At 68.1% G+C, this 19,395-nt stretch carries 17 protein-coding genes and 1 pseudogene; 3 read left to right on the forward strand and 15 right to left on the reverse strand.

Features of this window, described 5'->3' with window-relative positions; genetic code table 11:
* Nucleotides 1-105 (forward strand): annotated as a pseudogene (locus AB4Y92_RS16030) (IS1595 family transposase); the annotation flags it as partial.
* Nucleotides 106-168: 63 nt separating this feature from the next.
* Here AB4Y92_RS16030 and AB4Y92_RS16035 read toward each other — a convergent pair.
* The 14 genes from AB4Y92_RS16035 to AB4Y92_RS16100 all read right to left on the reverse strand — a co-directional run bounded on the left by AB4Y92_RS16035 (nt 169) and on the right by AB4Y92_RS16100 (nt 15,256).
* On the reverse strand, nt 169-804 hold the full coding sequence (locus AB4Y92_RS16035; RefSeq protein WP_441820567.1) for a hypothetical protein: 636 nt from the start codon (nt 802-804) through the stop codon (nt 169-171).
* Nucleotides 805-1,211: 407 nt separating this feature from the next.
* Nucleotides 1,212-1,844 carry a ribonuclease HII gene (rnhB, locus tag AB4Y92_RS16040; RefSeq protein ID WP_441820568.1) on the reverse strand — a complete coding sequence of 211 codons (633 nt, stop codon included), beginning with the start codon at nt 1,842-1,844 and terminating at the stop codon, nt 1,212-1,214.
* Between the two features lie 70 nt (nt 1,845-1,914).
* On the reverse strand, nt 1,915-3,138 hold the full coding sequence (gene lpxB, locus AB4Y92_RS16045) for a lipid-A-disaccharide synthase (protein WP_441820569.1): 1,224 nt from the start codon (nt 3,136-3,138) through the stop codon (nt 1,915-1,917).
* Entirely contained in the window at nt 3,135-3,620 is a 486-nt protein-coding gene (locus AB4Y92_RS16050; RefSeq protein WP_441820570.1) for a hypothetical protein, read from the reverse strand. The genes lpxB and AB4Y92_RS16050 overlap by 4 nt, the downstream gene beginning before the upstream one ends.
* A 10-nt stretch (nt 3,621-3,630) precedes the next feature.
* On the reverse strand, nt 3,631-4,413 hold the full coding sequence (gene lpxA / locus AB4Y92_RS16055; RefSeq protein WP_441820571.1) for an acyl-ACP--UDP-N-acetylglucosamine O-acyltransferase: 783 nt from the start codon (nt 4,411-4,413) through the stop codon (nt 3,631-3,633).
* Between the two features lie 4 nt (nt 4,414-4,417).
* Nucleotides 4,418-4,873 (reverse strand): 3-hydroxyacyl-ACP dehydratase FabZ, encoded by a 456-nt coding sequence (gene fabZ, locus AB4Y92_RS16060; RefSeq protein WP_057943556.1) that lies wholly within the window; start codon nt 4,871-4,873, stop codon nt 4,418-4,420.
* Between the two features lie 183 nt (nt 4,874-5,056).
* On the reverse strand, nt 5,057-6,085 hold the full coding sequence (gene lpxD, locus AB4Y92_RS16065) for a UDP-3-O-(3-hydroxymyristoyl)glucosamine N-acyltransferase (protein WP_441820572.1): 1,029 nt from the start codon (nt 6,083-6,085) through the stop codon (nt 5,057-5,059).
* 26 nt (nt 6,086-6,111) lie between these two features.
* Nucleotides 6,112-8,583 (reverse strand): outer membrane protein assembly factor BamA, encoded by a 2,472-nt coding sequence (gene bamA / locus AB4Y92_RS16070; protein WP_441820573.1) that lies wholly within the window; start codon nt 8,581-8,583, stop codon nt 6,112-6,114.
* Between the two features lie 134 nt (nt 8,584-8,717).
* Nucleotides 8,718-10,079, reverse strand: a complete 1,362-nt coding sequence (rseP, locus tag AB4Y92_RS16075; protein ID WP_441820574.1) for an RIP metalloprotease RseP — start codon at nt 10,077-10,079, stop codon at nt 8,718-8,720.
* 7 nt (nt 10,080-10,086) lie between these two features.
* On the reverse strand, nt 10,087-11,307 hold the full coding sequence (locus AB4Y92_RS16080) for a 1-deoxy-D-xylulose-5-phosphate reductoisomerase (RefSeq protein ID WP_441820575.1): 1,221 nt from the start codon (nt 11,305-11,307) through the stop codon (nt 10,087-10,089).
* Between the two features lie 193 nt (nt 11,308-11,500).
* Nucleotides 11,501-12,370 (reverse strand): phosphatidate cytidylyltransferase, encoded by an 870-nt coding sequence (locus AB4Y92_RS16085; protein WP_441820576.1) that lies wholly within the window; start codon nt 12,368-12,370, stop codon nt 11,501-11,503.
* Nucleotides 12,367-13,134 (reverse strand): polyprenyl diphosphate synthase, encoded by a 768-nt coding sequence (uppS, locus tag AB4Y92_RS16090; protein WP_441820577.1) that lies wholly within the window; start codon nt 13,132-13,134, stop codon nt 12,367-12,369. The genes AB4Y92_RS16085 and uppS overlap by 4 nt, the downstream gene beginning before the upstream one ends.
* Before the next feature lie 193 nt (nt 13,135-13,327).
* On the reverse strand, nt 13,328-13,885 hold the full coding sequence (gene frr / locus AB4Y92_RS16095) for a ribosome recycling factor (RefSeq protein WP_441820578.1): 558 nt from the start codon (nt 13,883-13,885) through the stop codon (nt 13,328-13,330).
* 288 nt (nt 13,886-14,173) lie between these two features.
* Nucleotides 14,174-15,256, reverse strand: coding sequence for a cation diffusion facilitator family transporter (locus tag AB4Y92_RS16100; RefSeq protein WP_441820579.1), 1,083 nt, complete (start codon nt 15,254-15,256; stop codon nt 14,174-14,176).
* A gap of 564 nt (nt 15,257-15,820) precedes the next feature.
* Between AB4Y92_RS16100 and AB4Y92_RS16105 the strand changes: the two genes are divergently transcribed.
* Together AB4Y92_RS16105 and AB4Y92_RS16110 are read left to right on the forward strand one after the other, a co-directional pair.
* Nucleotides 15,821-16,207: a BlaI/MecI/CopY family transcriptional regulator gene (locus tag AB4Y92_RS16105; protein ID WP_215055999.1), complete on the forward strand. Its 387-nt coding sequence runs from the start codon at nt 15,821-15,823 to the stop codon at nt 16,205-16,207.
* 1 nt (nt 16,208) lies between these two features.
* Nucleotides 16,209-18,299 carry a M56 family metallopeptidase gene (locus tag AB4Y92_RS16110; protein WP_441820580.1) on the forward strand — a complete coding sequence of 697 codons (2,091 nt, stop codon included), beginning with the start codon at nt 16,209-16,211 and terminating at the stop codon, nt 18,297-18,299.
* 334 nt (nt 18,300-18,633) lie between these two features.
* On the opposite strand, the gene pyrH is transcribed toward AB4Y92_RS16110, so the two are convergent.
* Nucleotides 18,634-19,356, reverse strand: coding sequence for a UMP kinase (gene pyrH / locus AB4Y92_RS16115; protein WP_057943548.1), 723 nt, complete (start codon nt 19,354-19,356; stop codon nt 18,634-18,636).
* Nucleotides 19,357-19,395 lie beyond the last annotated feature (39 nt).

Genomic DNA, 19,395 nt, shown 5'->3' on the forward strand with positions numbered 1-19,395 from the left:
ACCACCTTCTACCTGCACCTCAAGGAGTGCGAGTTTCGCTTCAACCATCGCCACGACGACCTCTATCGGGCGACCCTTAAGTTGCTACGATCCAACCCCCTCTGAGGGGCGTTTGCTTCCTAAGACCCTTGAAAAAGGGGGGTAGGGGGATTTGCTTTTCCCCACCACTCAAGCCACCCGAAACACCGCCTCAGGACTGCGCCCATTGGCATAGTGGCTATCGCTGACCCGAGCGTGATGCTGCAACAACGCCAACTCAGCCAGCCGATCGCGAACCCAGGCCGCGCGCTGCTGCGTCACATCACCGTCGGGGTGCTCGACCCGCCGGTACGCGCAGAAATCGCGGAAGTCCTCCGCCTCGGCCGCGAACGCAGGCCAGGTCAGCTCGATCAGCAGCACGTCGTCGAGCAGGCCGAACAAGGGCACGCGGTCGGGAATCAGGTCGTCGTCGCTGTCCACGTAGGCGAACAGCTGATCCAGGCGCCGGCGCATTGCCGGTTCGCAGTCCCAGCCCGGATCGGCGACCATCGAGCGCAGGTCCTGCAGGCATTGCAGGCGCTCGTCGATCGCGCGCCGCGCCTCGCTGGCCGGCAGCGAAGCCAGCCAGCCGGCCAGGCGCTGCAGACGGGTGGCGTCCACGCGCGCGGCATCGGGATGCAGTTCGTGAACGAGCGCGTCGAAGGCGGCGATCGCGGCCGGGCTAATCGTCATCGCCGGCTCGTAGGGTTGAACGTAGTGAGGCAGCGCGCTTTCGCGTTCGAACGGAAACGGTTCGGGCGTGGGCGTGGGATGAGGCAGACGCATGGAACACCTCGCGTCCGGCCGGATCAGGCGGGGGCGGTGCGCGTCGCGGGCCGGTGGCGACGCGTAGCGGTTGCGGTCGATGAACGAACTTTGCGCCTGCCGCAAGTGTGAGCGCGCCGGTATGAAGTCGCTGTGACCTGTGGCACGGGTTACGCGTTCAGCCGACCGGGGGCGGGGTGGTGGGGAACTTTTGCGTTGCGCCGCCTTGCGTGCGCGAAGCCGGATATCCGGAGCGGAGCCTTCAGCGCCATCCTTCCAGTCCGTCATTCCCGCGAACGCGGGAATCCAGTGACTTCAAACGTTCTCGCACGAAAGGCCCTGGATTCCCGCGTTCGCGGGAATGACGAGCAAAAAAATCGCGGGAGTGGCGACAAAACAGCGGCGTTCTAGACCGCGCCGACAGACTCTCAGAACAAACTCAGCGTCTCCAACGCCGTGCGCACCGGCGCGAAGCTGCGCCGATGCTGCGGGCAAGGCCCATGCTGATTCAGCGCGGCCAGGTGCGAAGGCGTGGAATAGCCCTTGTGCTGATCGAAGCCGTAATGCGGGAAGGTTTCGTGCAGGCTGCGCATCATCCGGTCGCGCGCGACCTTGGCCAAGATCGAGGCGGCCATGATCGACGGCTCCAGCGCGTCGCCGCCGATCAGGGCCTCGCCGCCGCAGGGCAGGCCCTTGGGCAGGTGATTGCCGTCCACGCGCACGAATTCCGCCTGCGGCGCCAGCGCCTGCACCGCGCGGCGCATGCCGAGCATGGTCGCCTGGAAGATGTTGACCCGGTCGATTTCCTCGACTTCCACGAACTCGATGCGCCAGGCCACGGCGCGCTCGACGATCAGCGCGTACAGCGCTTCGCGCTTGGGCTCGCTGAGTTTCTTCGAATCGTCCAGGCCGTCGATGCGGCGGCGCGGATTGAGGATCACCGCCGCCACCGACACCGGCCCGGCCAGCGGGCCGCGGCCGGCCTCGTCCACGCCGGCGATCAGGCGCGGTTTCGCGCGCGGCCGGGGCGGGGCGGGGTCGGGGGCGATCAGGCTGTCCACGGTGACGGCGTTCTGTGCGGGTTCGGCGCCAGTGTATGCCGCCGCGGGCTCGCGGTCGCCACCGCCGGGCTCAGGCCGCGGGCCTGGGTTCGGCGATCAACTCGGCGATCGCATCGGCCGCGCGCGCCGAGGCGTCGCGCTTGAGTTCCAGATGGATGCGCTGGAATTTCGGCAGCAGCGCCGCGCTCGCGGTCGGGTCGCGCAGCCAGCGCAGCACCGCGCCGGCCAGATTCTCCGGCGTGCAGTCGTGCTGCATCAGCTCCGGCACCACCACCTCGCCGGCCAGCACGTTGGGCAGGGCGTAGTGATCGACCTTGAGCATGCCCATGCGCTTGACCAGGGTGTAGGTCAGCGGCGCGATCTTGTAGCCGACCACCATCGGCCGCTTGGCCAGCATCGCCTCCAGCGTCGCCGTGCCCGAAGCCAGCAGCACCACGTTGCTGGCGACCATCACCGTGCGCGCGCCGCGATCGACGATGCGCAGGGCGCGGCGCAGGCGCTCGCCGTCGGGATGGGCGGCGAGCACGCGTTCGAACGCCGCGCGCGCGCCGGCGTTGGCCATCGGCGCGACGATGTTGAGCTTGGGCTCGGCGCCGAGCAGGATCGAGGCGGCGGCGATGAAATCGCCGGCCAGGGTTTCGATTTCGCCCACGCGCGAGCCCGGCAGCATCGCCAGCACCGGCGCTTCCTCGTCCAGGCCCAGGTTCATCCGCGCTTCGTCGCGATCGGGATGGATCGGCATCTCGTCGGCCAGCGGATGGCCGACGAAACGCGCGTCCACGCCGTATTCGGCGTAGATCGGCGGCTCCATCGGAAACAGGCACAGCACGCGGTCGGCGCTGCGGCCGATCTTCTGCGCGCGTTTCCTGCGCCAGGCCCAGACCGAGGGGCTGACGTAATGCACGGTGCGCACACCGCGCTGCTTGAGCCAGCGCTCCACGCCCAGATTGAAATCGGGCGCGTCGATGCCGATGAAGGCATCCGGCTTCCAGTCGAGAATGCGCTGGCGCACGTCGCGGCGCAGGCGCAGCAGGCGCGGCAGGTGCTTGAGCACTTCGGCCAGGCCCATCACCGCAAGTTCGGTGGCGTCGAACCAGGTTTCCATGCCGGCCGCGCGCATCTGCTCGCCGCCGATGCCGATGAATTCCGCGCCCGGGTAGCGGCGCTTGAGTTCCTCGATCAATCCCGCCCCGAGCAGATCGCCGGAGGCTTCGCCGGCGATCAGGGCGAAGCGCGGCGGCGTGGGCGCGACAGGGAAGATTTCGTCGATCGGGCGGGGCGTCGCAGCGTTCATGGGGCGCGGTAGCGTTCCAGTTCTTGCTCGTATTGCACGCGGTCGAAGACGAAGCGGGCGACGGGCGTCAGGGTGGGAAGCGAACTGTCCGGCGCATTGTGCCCGGCCACGGGGCCATCGTCGTCTTCGAGCGTCACATCCTGCCAAATCACGTGATCGTCACCCACTTCCAAACGGCAGGAGATCACGCCGCAGTAGTCGCAACCGCAGTGGCAGCGGTATAGCACCAGACGGCCGCTGCCGAACTGATTGTGCGCCTCGACGCGGCTCAGGAACGCCTCGATCCCGCGGTTGCGTATCGGTTCCGGCGAGTCGGGATCGAAATCGGTGCCGTATTGCGACAGATTGCGGTCGATGCCGAGCCATTCGCACAACCGGCGCTCGTCGATGAAGAATTCGGCGAGCGTGACCTTGTAGTCGGCCTCGCCGATCCGGTAGTCCACGACGGTCTGTCCGAAACGAAGCCGATGGACCGTCGTCATCGCGAAGGTCTCAGCGCAACAACGGCCGCTCGCCGTTGCCGATGAAATCCAGCAACGCGCGCACATCGGCGCTGGTGGCGGCCATGTCTTCGAGCTTGACCCGCGCTTCTTCCAACGGCGCGCCGGACACGTACAAGGCGCGGTACGCGCGCTTGATCGCGCCGATGCGCTCGGCGTCGAAGCCGCGGCGCTTGAGGCCCTCGCTGTTGATGCCGCGCGGGCGGCCGTAGCCGTCCTGGGCGACCATCACGAACGGCGGCACGTCGCCGTTGACCAGCGCGCCCATGCCGATGAAGGCGTGCGCGCCGATGCGGCAGAACTGATGGATGCCGGAGAAGCCGCTCATGATCACCTGGTCTTCGACGGTGACATGGCCGGCCAGGGTGGAGTTGTTCGAGAACACGCACAGGTTGCCGATCGCGCAGTCGTGGGCGACATGCGTGTAGGCCAGCAGCCAGTTGCCGTCGCCGATGCGGGTGACGCCGCCGCCGTTGCCGGTGCCGCGGTTGACGGTGACGAACTCGCGGAACACGTTGCCGTCGCCGATGTGCAACTGCGTGCGCTCGCCGGCGAATTTCTTGTCCTGCGGATCGCCGCCGATCGCGCACTGCGCGTAGAAGCGGTTGTCGCGGCCGATCTTGGTCGGGCCGTGGACCACGCAATGCGGTCCGAACACGGTGCCTTCGCCGACTTCGACCTCATCGCCGATGTAGGTGAACGCGCCGACCACGACGCCGTCGGCGAGTCTGGCGCCGGGCTCGACGTAAGCGCTGGGATGGACGCTCGCGCTCATCGGTTCAGTCCTTGGCCTCGGCGCACATGATGTCGGCGCAGGCGGCGATTTCGCCGTCCACGCGCGCAACGCCGGTGTACATGGCCATGTTGCGGATCATGCGCTTGAGGGTGACTTCCAGTTCCAGCTTGTCGCCCGGGGTGACCATGCGCGAGAAGCGCGCGCCGTCGATCTTGACCAGGTAGAAGGAACGGCCGGCGGCGACGCCGCCGTGCGAGATCTGGGTCAGCAGGCCGCCGGCCTGGGCCAGCGCCTCGACCACCAGCACGCCGGGCATGACCGGGTTGCCGGGAAAGTGGCCGTTGAAGAAGGGCTCGTTGCAGCTCACGTTCTTGTAGGCGAGCACGCGCTTGTTGGGCTCGAGCTCCACCACCCGGTCGATCAGCAGAAACGGATAGCGGTGCGGCAACAGCTTCTGGATCGCCGGAATGTCGAGCGGGAGTTGCAGGGTCTGGCTCATCTTCGTGTTCGTCCTGTGTCCATCTGTGTCGCGCCGACGGCGGTCGCTTCCTGCGTTGCGGTCCGCAGTCCGTTGCGGCCTATCGAGGGTGGCGCGTGTTCGCGTGTATTGTCCCGCAGTTTCCCGCGCGGGTGTGGCGCCACCGTATGGAAACGGCCGGGACCGGGCCCGGCCGCCGGCCGCTCAGGCGTCGTCGCCGTCGCCCCCGCGGGCGCGCGTGCGCCGCGCGATCGCGTCGAGCTGCTTGAAACGCGCGGCGTTCTTGCGCCAGCTGCGATTGTCCATCAACGGGGTGCCCGAGGAGTATTCGCCCGGCTCGCGGATCGAGCTGGTGACCAGGCTCATCGCGGTGATGGTGACCTTGTCGCAGACCTCCAGGTGGCCGAGCACGCCGGCGCCGCCGCCGATCAGGCAGTAGCGGCCGATCCGGGCGCTGCCGGCCGCGGCCGAGCAGCCGGCCATGGCGCTGTGCGCGCCGATGTGGACGTTGTGGCCGATCTGGATCTGGTTATCCAGGCGCACGTCCTCTTCCAGCACCGTGTCCTCGATCGCGCCGCGGTCGATGCAGGTGTTGGCGCCGATCTCGCAATCGTCGCCGATAGACACCCCGCCCAGCTGCGGCACCTTGAGCCAGCGGCCGGCTTCCATCGCCAGGCCGAAGCCGTCCGCGCCGAGCACCGCGCCGGGATGGATCAGCACGCGCCGGCCCAGGCGCACGCGGGTCACCAGGGTCACCCGTGCGATCAGTTCGCAGCCTTCGCCGACCACGCAGTCTTCGCCGATCACGCAGCCCGGGCCGATCATCGCCCCGGCCTCGACGCGGCTGCGCGCGCCGATGCTGACGAACGGGCCGACGTGCGCATCGGCCGAGACCTGCGCGCTGGGATCGACCACCGCCAGGGCGTGGATGCCCGGCTCGCGCACCGGCTTGGGCTCGAACAGCGCCGACATCTTGGCGAAGGCGGAGTAGGGGTCGCGCGCGATCAAGGCGGTGCCGGCGTGAGCGGCGGCGTCGTCCTCGCGCATCACCACCACGCCCGCGTGGCTTTCGGCCAGCTGCGCGCGGTATTTGGGATTGGCGAGGAAAGCCAGTTGGCCGGGACCGGCCTTGGCGAGCGTGCCGACGCCGCTTACGCGGACGTCGGCATCGCCGTGCAGGCCGAGCGAGAAACGCTCGGCCAATTCGCGTGCGGTATAGGCGGGCGCGTCCACCGGGCCGTGCGGCTGGGACGCCGCGCTCAGAACGTGCCGCCGAAGGTGAACTGCAGACGCTCCAACTCGTCGCCGCGGTCCAGCTGGGTCTTGCCGTCCGCGCTGTAGATCGGGCCCTTCTTCTTGAACGGGAACGCGTAGCTGATCGAGATCGGGCCCATCGGCGAGCGCCACATCATCGCGATACCGGCCGAAGCGCGCAGGTCGCCGGCGTCGAAGGCGTCGTAATCCTTGTAGACGTTGCCGAAGTCCACGAACGCCGAAACACGCGCGGCCGGAGTGTCGAGCAGGGTCGGGAAGTACATTTCCAGCGAGCCGGTGGTCTTGAACGAACCGCCCAGCGGCTGGGTGTAGCTGCCGGCGACCGCGGATTCGCGCGGGCCCAGGGTGTTGTCGGTGAAGCCGCGTACCGAGCGCACGCCGCCGGCGTAGAAGTTTTCGAAGAACGGCAGACCGGTGGCGGTGACCTTTTCCGCCGGCAACGGGCCGTCGGGACCGTCGCGATCGATGATGCGGCTGACGTCCTTGCCGTAGCTGTCGCCGTAGCCCAGTTCGGCGCGGGTGTTGAGCACCAGGTGGCGCGACAGCGGCCAGAACTTGGAGAAGCTGTAGTTGAGCTTGTAGTACTCGACGGTGGAGCCGGGCAGGGTCGCTTCCAGCCACAGGCGCTGCTGGGTGCCGGCGGTCGGCGTCAGCGCGTGGTTGAGGCTGTTGCGGCCCCAGCCGATCTGCGCGCGCCACGCGTGGAAGGTGCGGTGACCCAGCGCGTCGAGGTAATCGACGATGCTCTTGGGCGTGTAGCCGTAGCCGGCGATGATTTCGTTGCTGTCGATGCCGATCAGGCCGGTGATCGAGTCGGTCTCGGTCAACGGCACGCCCAGCACGACTTGCGCGGTGCCGTTGGTGGTCGAGTACTGCGCGGTGTTGAAGTCGGAGTAGTCCAACTTGCGCCACGACAGGTTGTAGCCCAGCGACACGCCGTCGTCGGTGAAATACGGGTTGGTGTAGGAGAAGTCGAAGCGCTCTTGGTAATAGCTGCGCTGCGCCTGCACCGACACGCGGTTGCCGCTGCCGAGGAAGTTGTTCTGCGACAGCTGCACCTGCGTGGTCAGCTTGCCCAGCTGCGAATAACCCAGGCCGAACACGAAGCTGCCCGAGGTGGTTTCCTTGAGGTTGTAGATCACATCGACCTGATCGCTGGTGCCGGGAACCGGCTTGCTCTCGACGTCGACGGTTTCGAAGAAACCCAGGCCCTGCAGACGGATCTTGGAGCGGTCGATCGCGGCCTGCGAGTACCAACTGCCTTCGAACTGGCGCATTTCGCGGCGCAGGACTTCATCGCCGGTGCGCGTGTTGCCCTTGAAGATCACCCGGCGCACGTTGACGCGCGGACCGGGCACCACCTGCATGTTGATGCCGACGGTCTTGTTCTCGCGATTGACGTCCGGGATCGGATTGACCTGGGCGAAGGCGTAGCCGACGTTGCCTAGCGATGCGGTGATCGCCTCGGAGCTGATTTCCAGCAGTCGGCGCGAGAAGATCTGCTCGGGCTTGACGATGACCAGCTTCTCGACCTGCTCCTTGGGCAGGATCGTGTCGCCGGTGACCACCACGGTGGAGACCTTGTACTGCTCGCCTTCGCTCAGGCCGGCGCTCAGGAACATGTCCTGGCGGTCCTGGCTGATCGAGACCTGGGTCGAGTCGATGCTGAAATCGACGTAGCCGCGGTCCAGGTAATACGAGTTGAGCTTTTCCAGATCGCCGGAGAGCTTTTCGCGCGAGTACTGGTCGTCGCGGCGGTACCAGCTGAGCCAGTTGTGCTCGCGCGATTCCCAGCCGTTGAGGATGTCTTTCTGCTCGAACTTGTCGTTGCCGATCAGGTTGATGTGGCGGATCTTGGCCGCCTTGCCTTCCTTGACGTTGATCGTGATATCGACGCGGTTGCGATCCAGGCGGGCGACGGTCGGGGTGATCTCGACGTTGTACTTGCCGCGGTTGTTGTACTGGCGCGCCAAGTCCTGCGTGACCTTGTCCAGCGCCAGGCGGTCGAAGGTTTCGCCTTCGGCCAGGCCGATTTCCTTCAGGCCCTTGAGCAGGTCCTCGGACTTGATGTCCTTGTTGCCGCTCAGGGTGAGCTTGTTGATGGCCGGACGCTCGGTCACGGTCACCACCAGGATGTTGCCCTGGCGGTCGAGCTGCACGTCTTCGAAGAAGCCGGTCTTGTACAGCGCGCGGATGGCTTCGCCGGCCTTGGCCGCGTCCATCGTGTCGCCGCGCTCGATCGGCAGGTAGGTGAAGACGGTACCGGCCGAGATGCGCTGCAGGCCGTCGATGCGGATGTCGCCGACGGTGAACGAGCCCGGGCCGGGCGTGTTCGGGGTGGCGCCTTTGAGGGCGAACGGATCGGCGGACTGCGCCAACGCCGGAATCGCCGGGGCCGAGGTCATTGCCGTGGCAAGGGCGAGGGCGAGCAGGCGGCGATTAGGAATTCGCGTCATCATTACGTCCGTTGGGGGCTGGTCTGCCAGCGCTCGCGGAGCGGGCTGGCGGGGGTCAAGGCGGCAGGTTTCGGGCGGCTGGTTTGAAGCAGGCCAGGTGGAGCTAAAGCGTTCGATCGAGCGTCAGGCCGGCATCAGCGCACCAGGTTGTTCAAAATGTCGTTGTAGAACGCCAGGCCCATGAGGCTCGCGATCAACGCCAGGCCGACGAAATGCCCGGCCGCCATCACGCGCTCGCTGACCGGGCTGCCTTTGACAAGCTCGATAAGGTAATACAGCAGGTGTCCGCCGTCCAAGATCGGGATCGGCAGCAGGTTCAGAATTCCCAGGCTGAGCGACAGCATCGCCAGCAGCTGCAGATACCAGGCCGGGCCGTTGCTGGCGTAGGCGTTGGCGGCGCGGCCGATGGTCACCGGGCCGGCCACGGTGTTCTGCAGCGAGACCCGGCCGGTGAATGCGCGGCCGATCATGGCGAACAGCTCGCGGGCCTGATGCACGCTTTCGCCCAGCGCCGCCGGCAGCGCCTGGATCGGGCCGTAGCGCAGCACCGCGTCGCGGCGCGGCGGCTGCGGGGCCGCGGCCAGCACGCCCAGACCCCAGAATTTCTCCCCGGTTTCGCGCTGCATGCGCTTGGGCGCGATCTCCAGCGCCAGCCGGTCGCCGTTGCGGATGACCTCGATCATGGCCTTGCCGCCGCGCTCGCCCAGGCGGGCCACGGCCGGCGGCAGGTCGTTCCAGCTCGGGATCAGTTCGCCGTCCAGGGCGGTGATGCGGTCGCCTTCGGCCAGCACGCCCCAGGCCGCGGTGCCCGGCTCGATCCGGCCGATCACCGGCGGCACCAGCTCATGGCGCGCGCCCAGGCCGATGACCTGGACTGCGCGGCGCTCGTCGAAAGCGGCCGGCAGGCGCGAAAGCTGCAGTTCGCGGTTCAGTTCGGTGCCGTTGTCGGTGCGCACCTTGACCTGCACGTCCTCGCGGTCCAGAGCGTAGGGAATCAACGCCATCTGCACCTCGCTCCAGGTCGGAGTGGGGCGCTCGCCGATCTGCACCAGGGTGTCGCCGCGGCGCAGGCCGGACTCGGCGGCGATGCCGCTGGCGCTGCCGACCACCGGCGCGAAGTCCGGACGGCCGATCACGAACATGCCCCACAAGAACGCCACGCACAGGATCAGGTTGGCGACCGGGCCGGCGGCGACGATGGCGATGCGCTGCCACACCGGCTTGCGGTTGAAGGCCTGCGGCGCCAGCGCCTGCGTGATTTCGTACTCGCGCTCGTCGAGCATCTTGACGTAGCCGCCCAGCGGGATCATGCCGATCGCGTAGACGGTGCCGTCCTTGCCGGTGCGCTCGTACAAGGCCTTGCCGAAGCCTATCGAGAAGCGCAGCACCTTCACCCCACAGCGGCGGGCGACCCAGAAATGGCCGAATTCGTGGAAGGTCACCAGCACGCCGATGCTGATGATTAGCCACCACAACGAGCCCAGGATTTCGCTCATGGCTGTATCAGGCTCTGTAGGCTTGGGCTGCGTGACCGATCGCCTGCTCGGCATGGCGTCGGGCCTGGGTATCGGCCTCGCGCAACGCCGCCAGCGAACTGGCCGGGGTGGGCGGGAGCGCGGCGAGGGTGTCCTCGACCAGCGCGGGTATGGCTAGGAAACCCACGCGCCGCTGAAGAAAGGCTGAAACGGCCACTTCATTGGCGGCGTTGAGCACCGCCGGAGCGGTGCCGCCGGCGGCCAGGGCCTCGAAGGCCAGGCGCAGGCAGGGGAAGGCTTCCAGGTCGGGACGTTCGAAATCCAGGCGGCCGTGGGCCAGCAGGTCCAGTCCGGCCACCCCCGATTCGATCCGCTGCGGCCAGCCGAAGCCCACCGCCAGCGCGGTGCGCATGTCCGGCAGGCCCAGCTGGGCCAGGGTCGAGCCATCGACGAATTCGACCAGCGAATGCACCAGGCTTTGCGGATGCACCAAAACCTCGATGCGCTCGCCTTCCACGCCGAACAGGTGGTGGGCCTCGATGACTTCCAGGCCCTTGTTCATGAGCGTGGCCGAATCGACGGAGATCTTCGGGCCCATGGACCATTTCGGGTGGGCGACGGCCTGCTCGGGTGTGACCTGGGTCAGGTCCGAACGTGTACGGCCGCGGAACGGCCCGCCCGAGGCGGTCAGCAGAATCCGCTTCAAACCGGCGTGGGCGCGGGTATCGGCGCGTTCGCCGCCGGTCTGCGCGGTGGGCAGGCACTGGAAGATCGCGTTGTGTTCGCTGTCGATCGGCACGATGCAGGCGCCGGCCTCGTGCGCGGCCTGCATCAGCAGCTCGCCGGCCAGCACCAGGGATTCCTTGTTCGCCAGCAGCAGGCGTTTGCCGGCGCGGGCCGCGGCCAGCGTGGAGGCCAGCCCGGCGGCGCCGACGATGGCGGCCACGACCGTGTCGCAGACGTCCGAGGACACCAGTTCGACCAAGGCCTGGTCGCCGCAATGCGCCTGGGTGGCCAGGCCGCGTTCGCGCAGGCCTTCGCGCAGGGCGGGGAAGCCGGCTTCGTCGGCGATGACCGCGTGTTCGGGGCGATGGCGCTCGCACAGCGCGAGCAGCGCATCGACCTTGCCGCCGGCGGCGAGCACCGTGGCGCGCAGGTTCTCGCCGTGGCGGGCGATGACGTCGAGCGCGGAGGTGCCGATCGAACCGGTGGCGCCGAGCACGGCGATGTTGCGCGCGGGGGCGCTCATGCGAGGGCTCCGTTCGCGCTTGTCGCGGCGATGTGCGCAGAGGCAAGAGCGAATCCCCCCTGCCCCCCTTTTTCAAAGGGGGGAACGGCAACAGTCCACGCTGCGGCATTGCCGGCGCGATCGGCTTTTCCCCCCTTTGAAAAAGGGGGGCAGGGGGGATTTGCTTCTACCAGGCGAACCGGCGTACTCATCATCAGAATCCGAAAATCGCCTTGCCCAGCGCGAACACCGGCAACGCGGCGAGGACGCCGTCGATGCGGTCGAGAATGCCGCCGTGGCCGGGAATCAGATGGCCCGAATCCTTCACCCCGACATGGCGCTTGAGCAGGCTTTCGAACAGATCGCCGACCACCGAGAACAGCACCGCGACGAAGGACACCAGCGCCACCCACGGCAGCTGATCGTTGGTCGCGCCGGCCAGCAGCGAGAAACCCACGCCCGCCGCGACGCCGGCGAACGCGCCGCCGATCAGGCCTTCGACGGTCTTGTTCGGGCTGACCCGCGGGGCCAGCTTGAGCATGCCGAACTTGCGTCCGGCGAAGTACGCGCCCGAATCGGCCGCCCACACCACCGCCAGCGCGGTCAGCAGCCACCAGTGGCCGTCCGGCAGCCCCAACAGGCCGACCGGGCCTTCGGCATGAATCCAGACCAGCGCGGCCCAGGCCGGGATCACGCTCAGCGCGGCCGCAGCGAGCTTGAACATGCGCGCATAAGTGCGGTGATCGCTGGCGAAGTTGAAGCGCTGCAGCCACAGGAAGGCCAGCAGCCACCAGATCACGCCGACCAGCGAAGCGATCTTGAACAACACCATCGGCGCCTGCGTCGCGCCGAGCCCGCCGGTGCGCGAGGCCCACACGATCGCCACCATCAGCGCCGCATGCACCACCAGCAGCACGGTGCGCGACAGGGTGTCGTCGATTTCGGCCAGATCGAACCATTCCCACAGACCGATCAGGAAGATCACCGCGGCCAGCGCGGTGATCCATGGCGTGGACAGCAGCAAGATCGCCGAGATCGCGACAGGTGCCATGACCAGCGCGGCGAGCAGGCGGGTTCGGGTCATTCAACGATCTCGTTGGTCTGGGCCGCGACCTGCGCCCCGGTCAGGCCGAAGCGGCGTTCGCGGCTGGCGAAATCGTCCAGCGCGTTCTGCAGCAGCTCGGCGTCGACTTCCGGCCACAGCGCTTCGGTGAACCACAGTTCGGTATAGGCCAGCTGCCACAGCAGGAAGTTGCTGATGCGGGTGTCGCCGCCGGTACGGATGAACAGATCCGGCGCCGGCAGGTCGGCCAGCGACATGCGCGAGGCGAGCAGGGTTTCGTCGATGTCGCCCGGGTCCAGGCGGCCGGCGGCCACGTCCTGGGCCAGCCCGCGCGCGGCCTGGGCGATGTCCCAGCGGCCGCCGTAGCTGGCGGCGATGCTCAGATGCAGGACGTCGTTGTCCTGGGTCTGGCGTTCGGCCGCGGCCATGCGTTCGCGGATCGGTTCGGCGAAACGGTCGCGTTCGCCGATGAAGCGCACGCGCACGCCGCGGCGGTCGAGTTCCTCGACCTCGCGTTCCAGGGCATTGAGGAAAAGCTTCATCAACGCGCCGACCTCGTCCTCGGGCCGGCCCCAGTTTTCGCTGGAGAAGGCGAACAGGGTCAGCGCGCGGATGCCGCGGTTGATGCAGAAATCGATGCAGACATTGACCGCGCGCGCGCCTGCGCGGTGGCCGATGATGCGCGGCCGGCGCCGGCGCTGCGCCCAGCGGCCGTTGCCGTCCATGATGACGGCCAGATGGCGCGGGATGCGTGCGGGCGCGGCGTTGGCGGGCTCGGAAGGCATGGCGCCGATGATGTGGACCTCAGGCAACGGATGGGGCGATGGACGAGGGTGGAAGCCGCTGTGTCCATCGTGCGGCGCGGCGGTGTCGGCGAGTCGGCCTGGGACACTGCCCGTTGTGGACCTGCACGATACGCAGAAGTTCAGCGCGGCTGCGACCGATGAACCAGTCGCCGTTCGCCGCGATGGTCTGCGTTCAGACCGCCATCAATTCCTGTTCCTTGGCCTTGACCACGCCGTCCACGTCCTTGATCGCGCTGTCGGTGACCTTCTGGATGTCGCCTTCGAAGCCGCGCATCTCGTCCTCGGTGACCTTCTTGTCCTTGAGCAGCTCTTTGGCCTGATGGTTGGCGTCGCGGCGGATATTGCGGATCGCGACCTTGGCGTCCTCGCTCTGGCTGTGGACGACCTTGGTCAGTTCCTTGCGGCGTTCTTCGGTCAGCGCCGGCAGGTTGATGCGGATCACGGTGCCGGCGGTGTTGGGAGTCAGGCCCAGGTCGGAGGCGAGGATGGCCTTCTCGACCGCGCCGACGATCTGCTTTTCCCACGGGGTGATGGTGAGCGTGCGCGCATCGCTGACCTGCACGCTGGCGACCTGGCCCAGCGGCATCTCGGAGCCGTGGTAGTTGACCTTCAGATGATCGACCAGCGCAGTGGAGGCGCGCCCGGTGCGGATCTTGGTCAGGTCGTGGCGAAAGGCTTCGACGCTCTTGGCCATGCGGTTCTGTGCGTCTTTCTTGATTTCATTGAGCATCGCCGGCTCCGTTCCAGTGGCGGTAATCGCGGGATTATATGGGCTCGGGCGGGTTTTGCGGACGGCGACCGGCGCCTCGGCCCCGCCCTGACCGCCGCCGCGCGCGCGATCGCCGCTGTTTTGCGCGTGCCGCGGCGCGATCGAGGGGATGGACCGATGCCCGGGTTTGCGATGGCATCGGTCACGTTTTGCGCGCGTTCGCGGCCGATTCGGCCGGCCGCGGACGGGCGGGGCGATCAGGCAGCGGCGGTTTCGCTGCGTTGCAGCATGGCGGCCCCGGCGCGCGGGTCAGTGCCGGTGCGTGGAGCCGTGCGGGTGCGGGTGCGCCGGTTCGTCGGCTTCGTGGCCGTCGGTGCAGTCGGCGGCGGCGTGCCCGTGGGCGTGGTCGGCGTGATCGTGATCGTCGTGGCTGTGATCGCCGTGATCGTGGCCGTGGTGATGCCCGCCCGCATGCGCAGGGTCGCCGTGCGGCGCGCGATCGTGGCGGTCGTGCTCGCAGGCGCGGCCGTGCTCGACCTGCAGGGTCGGGTGATTGATGCCGAAGCGGCGGTCGAGTTCGCGATTGAGCTTGTCGATGAAGGCGTCGTGGTCGCTGTCATCGGGCCGCACGATATGCGCGGTCATGGCGATCTCGCCCGCGCCCAGCGACCAGATGTGCAGATGATGGATCGCGATCACCCCGGGCTGCCCGCGCAGCAGCGCTTCGACTTCGCCGCGATCTACACCGCGCGGCACCGCGTCCATCGCCGCGTTGAACGCCTCGCGCAGCAGCCCGAACGCGCCGACCGCGACCACCACGCCGATCAGCAGCGCGATCGCCGGGTCCAGCCATTCCCAGCTGGTCAGCCACATGCCGGCGCCGGCCAGCACCGCCGCCAGCGACACCGCGGCGTCGGCCATCAGATGCAGGAACGCGCCGCGGCGGTTGAGATCGTGATCGTGGCCGTCGCGCACCAGCCACGCGGCGCCCAGATTCACCGCGATACCGAGCGCGGCGACGATGATCACCGGCAAGGCCGGAATCTCCGGCGGCGCGCTGAAACGGCGGATCGCCTCCCAGCCCAGCGCGCCGGAGAAGCCGACCAGCAGCAGCGCGTTGGCCAGCGGCGACAGCAAGGTCGCGCGGCGCCAGCCGTAGGTGTGGCGATCGGTCGGCGCGCGCTTGGCCAGCGCCGCCGCGCCCCAGGCCAGGCCCAGGCCGAGCACGTCGCCGAAGTTGTGCAGCGCGTCCGACAGCAGCGCCAGCGAATTGGTCATGAAGCCGTAGCCGGCTTCCAGCGCGGTGTAGGCGAGATTGATCAAAGTCACCGCGGCGAACGCGCGGGTGCCGCTGAGGCCGTGGTGGTGACCGTGGTGGTTGTGCGAGTGCATGCGCACATGCTGTCACGGGCGCCGGCGTGAACACTATTACAGCGCTGCGGCGGCGGCCGTTAAGCGCGCCTCGCGTCGCAGATCGGGCTTTTTCTTCGGGGTTTGCGATTTGAGTTATGCGACGGCGCGGCGTTGGTACGGCATAACATTTCATTGCCGCGTCGCGCGGCGATATGCGCATCGCGGCGTGAGTCGCGCAGCCGTGGCATCGATGACAACCTCTCGGCCACGCAGCGAAATCCGAGATCGTTTGCGAGCGCCGTTCGACCGCGCGCGAGTGCGTCGACGTGCACGGACATCGCAAGCTGTCGCGATGCTGTCGTCGAAAGCGCTTCGCGCGAGGCGATGCCGACTTCGCATCCATGAGTGCAGCGAGGCGCCGCCGCAGTCATCCCCAGCGAGGCCGCCCGAGCCCTGGTCCGCCGTCGCCCCTTAAACCTTTCCCGCCGCCCCGACATCGATACCTGTCTCTGCCCCTGGGGACCCGGCCTATGACTTTCTGCACGCTTGACTACGCCTGTAGTCACACGCACCCTTGGCTACAGCTGTAGTCAAGGAACGGCCATGACGCAAAAATCCATCGGCGACCAGGAACTGGCGCTGCTGCAATACCTCTCCGAACAGGGCGAGGCCTCGGTCGGCGATGTCGCCGCCGGCTATGGCGAGCCGCGCGGGCTGGCGCGTTCGACCGTGCTGACCATGATGGAACGCCTGCGCGCCAAGTCCTATCTGCGCCGGCGCAAGGCCGGCGGGGTGTACCGCTATTCCACCGCGACCGAACCCGACGACGTGATGCGCTCGGCGGTGGCCAAGTTTGTCGCCAACACGCTGCAGGGATCGGTCTCGCCGTTCGTGGCCTGGATGTCGCAGCGCGCGCAGGTCAGCGACGACGAACTGGCCGAACTGGAAAGCCTGGTCGCCGATCTGCAGTCGCGCCGCAAGGAGAACTGAGATGAGTCTGGACTGGATTGGCGAGACCCTGCTGCCGCGCCTGGTCGCGGCCGGATTGCAATCGTTGCTGGTGGTCGCGGCGGTGTGGCTGCTGTGCCGCTACCTGCGCCTGAGCGCGGCGATGCGCTGCTGGTTGTGGTGGAGTGCGGCCTTGCAACTGTTGCTCGGCGCGCTGTGGCCGACGCCGTTGAGCCTGCCGTTGCTGCCGGCGTCGTGGAGCGACGCGGCGCTCACGGCGCAGCCCGCGCCGCCGCTGTCCTCGGCCGCGCAACTGCCGTATTTCGTGACCCGCGCCGACCTCACCGCGGCACCGGCCGTCGGCGAACAGATGGCCGGCGCGGACTGGTTGTCGTGGCCGCTGGTGTTCGCCGCGCTGTGGCTGTCGGGCTTCGTCCTGGTCGCGATCGCCAGTGCGCGCGGCTATGCCGCCGCGCGCCGCCGCGTCGCCGAGTCGCAGCCGTGCGAACAAGCGCACGTGCTGCGGGCTTATCGCGCACTCGGCGACAGCCTCGGCCTGCGCCGCCTGCCGCCGCTGCGTCTGTCGGCGCAGATCCATTCGCCGCAGCTGATCGGTCCGTGGCCGGCCGCGGTGCTGCTCCCCGATGCGCGAACGCCGCAATTGAACAGCGAAGAATTGTCGATGGCCCTGCATCACGAACTGGTCCACGTGCGCCGCCGCGATCTGTGGTGGGGCTGGGTGCCGGCGATGGTGCAGCACCTGTTCTTCTTTCATCCGCTCGCGCACGTCATCGCGCGGGAATACTCGATCGCGCGCGAAGCCGCCTGCGACGCCGCCGTGCTCGAAAGCCAGCGTTATGCGGCGCACGACTACGGCCGTCTGCTGCTGCGCCTGGGCGTCGCGCCGCGGCCCGCGGCCGGCGTGGCCAGCGCGTCGCCCACTTATGTTGTTCTGAAGAGGAGACTGACCATGTTGCAGAACGCGACTTCGTCCTCGCACATCGGAGGGCTGGTCCTGACCGCCGCCGTGGTGCTGTTGGGACTGGTGCCTTACCGCGTGACCGCCGCCGCCGGCGAGCGCGCGCCGAAAACCCAATCGCAGACCGTGTCGATCCATTCCGATTCGCGCGACGGCGAAACCCGCATCACCGAACTCAAGGGCGGCGGCAAGCCCGAAATCTGGGCGGTGAAGGGCGGGGAGTACTACCGCGTCGGCGACGACGGCCGCTACGAAATCGTGCGCGACCCGGCCACCCGTGCGCGCCTGCAACAACGCATGAGCGATGCCAAGCAGGCCGGCGTCGATGCCGAACGCGCGAGCCGCGAGGCCGCCAAGGCGATGCGCGAGGCCGAGCAGGCCGGACGCGAAGCCGAGCAGGCCGGCCGCGACGCCGAACGCGCGGGCCGCCAGGCCGAGCGCGACGCCGAGGCCGCCAGCCGCGAAGCCCAGCGCGCCGCGGCCAACGCCCGACGCGAAGCGCTCGACGCCCAGCGCGAAGCGCGCGATGCCGCGCGACAGGCGCAGGAAGAAGGCCAGCGCGCGCGCGAACAGGGCCACCGCGACGCCGAACAGGCGCAGCGCGACGCCGCCCAGGCCCGCCGCGATGCCGAGCAGGCGCGCCGCGAAGCGCAACGCGAAGGCGAGCGCGCCCGGATCGACGCGCAACGCGAGGCGCAGCAAGCCAGGCAGAGCGCGCAGCGCGATGCGCAACAGGCCCGACAGCAGGCGCAACGCGACGGCGAACAAGCCCGGCGCGAGGCGCAGCTCGACCACGACCAAGCCCTGCGCGAGGCCGCGCAAGCGCGCCGCGACGCGCAGCAGCAGATACGCGATGCCGAACGCGTCCGCCGCGACGCGACGCGCTACGTGCCAGACAGCGCGCAAATCCGCAGCATCGCCGAACAGGCCCGTCGCGATGCGCAGCGGCAGACGGCCGACAGCGCGCAGATCCGTCGCGATGCCCTGCGCGCCGGCAACGAAGCGCGGCAGCAAGTGGATGTCGAGAAGATTCGCCGCGATGCGCTGCAGCAGCGGGTGGACGTCGAAAAGATCCGTCGCGATGCGATACGTGCCGCGCGCGAGGCGGTGGAACAGTCGGAGCGCGATTTGAGCGACGCGAACGCGTCGTTGTAAGGGCTGATAGGTCGTCATTCCCGCGAACGCGGGAATCCAGCGACTTCAAACGTTCTCGCACGAAAGGCACTGGATGTTCGGCTTCGCCGAAGTAAAGCGGAGCCCGCGTTCGCGGGAATGACGAGCAAAAAACAGATTCCGCGAAACCCTAAGCAGAGATATTGAACGGGTAAGGCAGGGCAGGGCGGTTGGCGATCGGGCCCGATCGCCGCCTATCGCGCGCGCCGCAGCACAGACTCGCCGAGCGGCTAGCCTTCAAGAATCTTCAATATCGTTCGTTCGGATCGAAACCACCGGCGCGACGTAAGCCGCCGGCCGATACGCAGGCCAGGACTCAGCCGCGCCCCTGCACCAGAGTGCCGATGTTCTCGCCGCGCAGGATCTTCAGCAGCACGCCCGGGTGGCCCATGTCGAAGATGCGCAGCGGCAGTTCGCTGTCGCGGCACAGGGCGAAGGCGGCGGTGTCCATCACCTGCAGATCGCGGCTGATGACGTCGTCGTAGGTCAGCTTGTCGAAGCGCACCGCGTCGCTGTGCTTCTTGGGGTCCTTGTCGTACACGCCATCGACCTTGGTCGCCTTGAGCAGCAGGTCGGCGCCGATCTCGATCGCGCGCAGCGCCGCGCCCGAGTCGGTGGTGAAGAACGGGCTGCCCACGCCGGCGGCGAAGATCGCCAGACGGCCTTTTTCCAGGTGGCGGATGGCACGGCGGCGGATGTAGTCCTCGCACACGTCGTTGATCTTGATCGCGCTCATCACCCGCACCTTGGCGCCGAGCTTTTCGAGCGAATCCTGCATCGCCAAGGCGTTGATCACCGTGGCCAGCATGCCCATCTGGTCGCCGGTGACCCGGTCCATGCCGCCGGCCGCCAGGCCCGCGCCGCGGAAGATGTTGCCGCCGCCGATCACCAGCGCGATTTCGGCGCCGGCCTGCTGGACTTCGATGACCTCGCGCGCCAGCCGGCCGATGACCTTGGGGTCGATGCCGTAGTCCTCATCGCCCATCAATGCCTCGCCGGAGAGTTTCAACAGGACACGGCGATAGGCGAGCTGGGACATGGGGGATCTCGGGGGAGGCGGAAAACGGGGCGAATTGTA

Source organism: Lysobacter sp. TAB13, from assembly GCF_052113885.1.
Classification (GTDB): domain Bacteria; phylum Pseudomonadota; class Gammaproteobacteria; order Xanthomonadales; family Xanthomonadaceae; genus Lysobacter; species Lysobacter gummosus.

Excerpts from the sequence above, each read along its gene's own strand:
- frr (WP_441820578.1), bottom strand. The coding sequence starts at position 13,885 with ATGCTCAATGAAATCAAGAAAGACGCACAGAACCGCATGGCCAAGAGC.
- AB4Y92_RS16105 (WP_215055999.1), top strand. The coding sequence starts at position 15,821 with ATGACGCAAAAATCCATCGGCGACCAGGAACTGGCGCTGCTGCAATAC.
- AB4Y92_RS16085 (WP_441820576.1), bottom strand. The coding sequence starts at position 12,370 with ATGACCCGAACCCGCCTGCTCGCCGCGCTGGTCATGGCACCTGTCGCG.
- AB4Y92_RS16050 (WP_441820570.1), bottom strand. The coding sequence starts at position 3,620 with ATGACGACGGTCCATCGGCTTCGTTTCGGACAGACCGTCGTGGACTAC.
- bamA (WP_441820573.1), bottom strand. The coding sequence starts at position 8,583 with ATGACGCGAATTCCTAATCGCCGCCTGCTCGCCCTCGCCCTTGCCACG.
- lpxB (WP_441820569.1), bottom strand. The coding sequence starts at position 3,138 with ATGAACGCTGCGACGCCCCGCCCGATCGACGAAATCTTCCCTGTCGCG.
- uppS (WP_441820577.1), bottom strand. The coding sequence starts at position 13,134 with ATGCCTTCCGAGCCCGCCAACGCCGCGCCCGCACGCATCCCGCGCCAT.
- lpxA (WP_441820571.1), bottom strand. The coding sequence starts at position 4,413 with ATGAGCGCGAGCGTCCATCCCAGCGCTTACGTCGAGCCCGGCGCCAGA.
- AB4Y92_RS16100 (WP_441820579.1), bottom strand. The coding sequence starts at position 15,256 with ATGCACTCGCACAACCACCACGGTCACCACCACGGCCTCAGCGGCACC.
- pyrH (WP_057943548.1), bottom strand. The coding sequence starts at position 19,356 with ATGTCCCAGCTCGCCTATCGCCGTGTCCTGTTGAAACTCTCCGGCGAG.
- fabZ (WP_057943556.1), bottom strand. The coding sequence starts at position 4,873 with ATGAGCCAGACCCTGCAACTCCCGCTCGACATTCCGGCGATCCAGAAG.
- AB4Y92_RS16035 (WP_441820567.1), bottom strand. The coding sequence starts at position 804 with ATGCGTCTGCCTCATCCCACGCCCACGCCCGAACCGTTTCCGTTCGAA.
- AB4Y92_RS16110 (WP_441820580.1), top strand. The coding sequence starts at position 16,209 with ATGAGTCTGGACTGGATTGGCGAGACCCTGCTGCCGCGCCTGGTCGCG.
- rseP (WP_441820574.1), bottom strand. The coding sequence starts at position 10,079 with ATGAGCGAAATCCTGGGCTCGTTGTGGTGGCTAATCATCAGCATCGGC.
- AB4Y92_RS16080 (WP_441820575.1), bottom strand. The coding sequence starts at position 11,307 with ATGAGCGCCCCCGCGCGCAACATCGCCGTGCTCGGCGCCACCGGTTCG.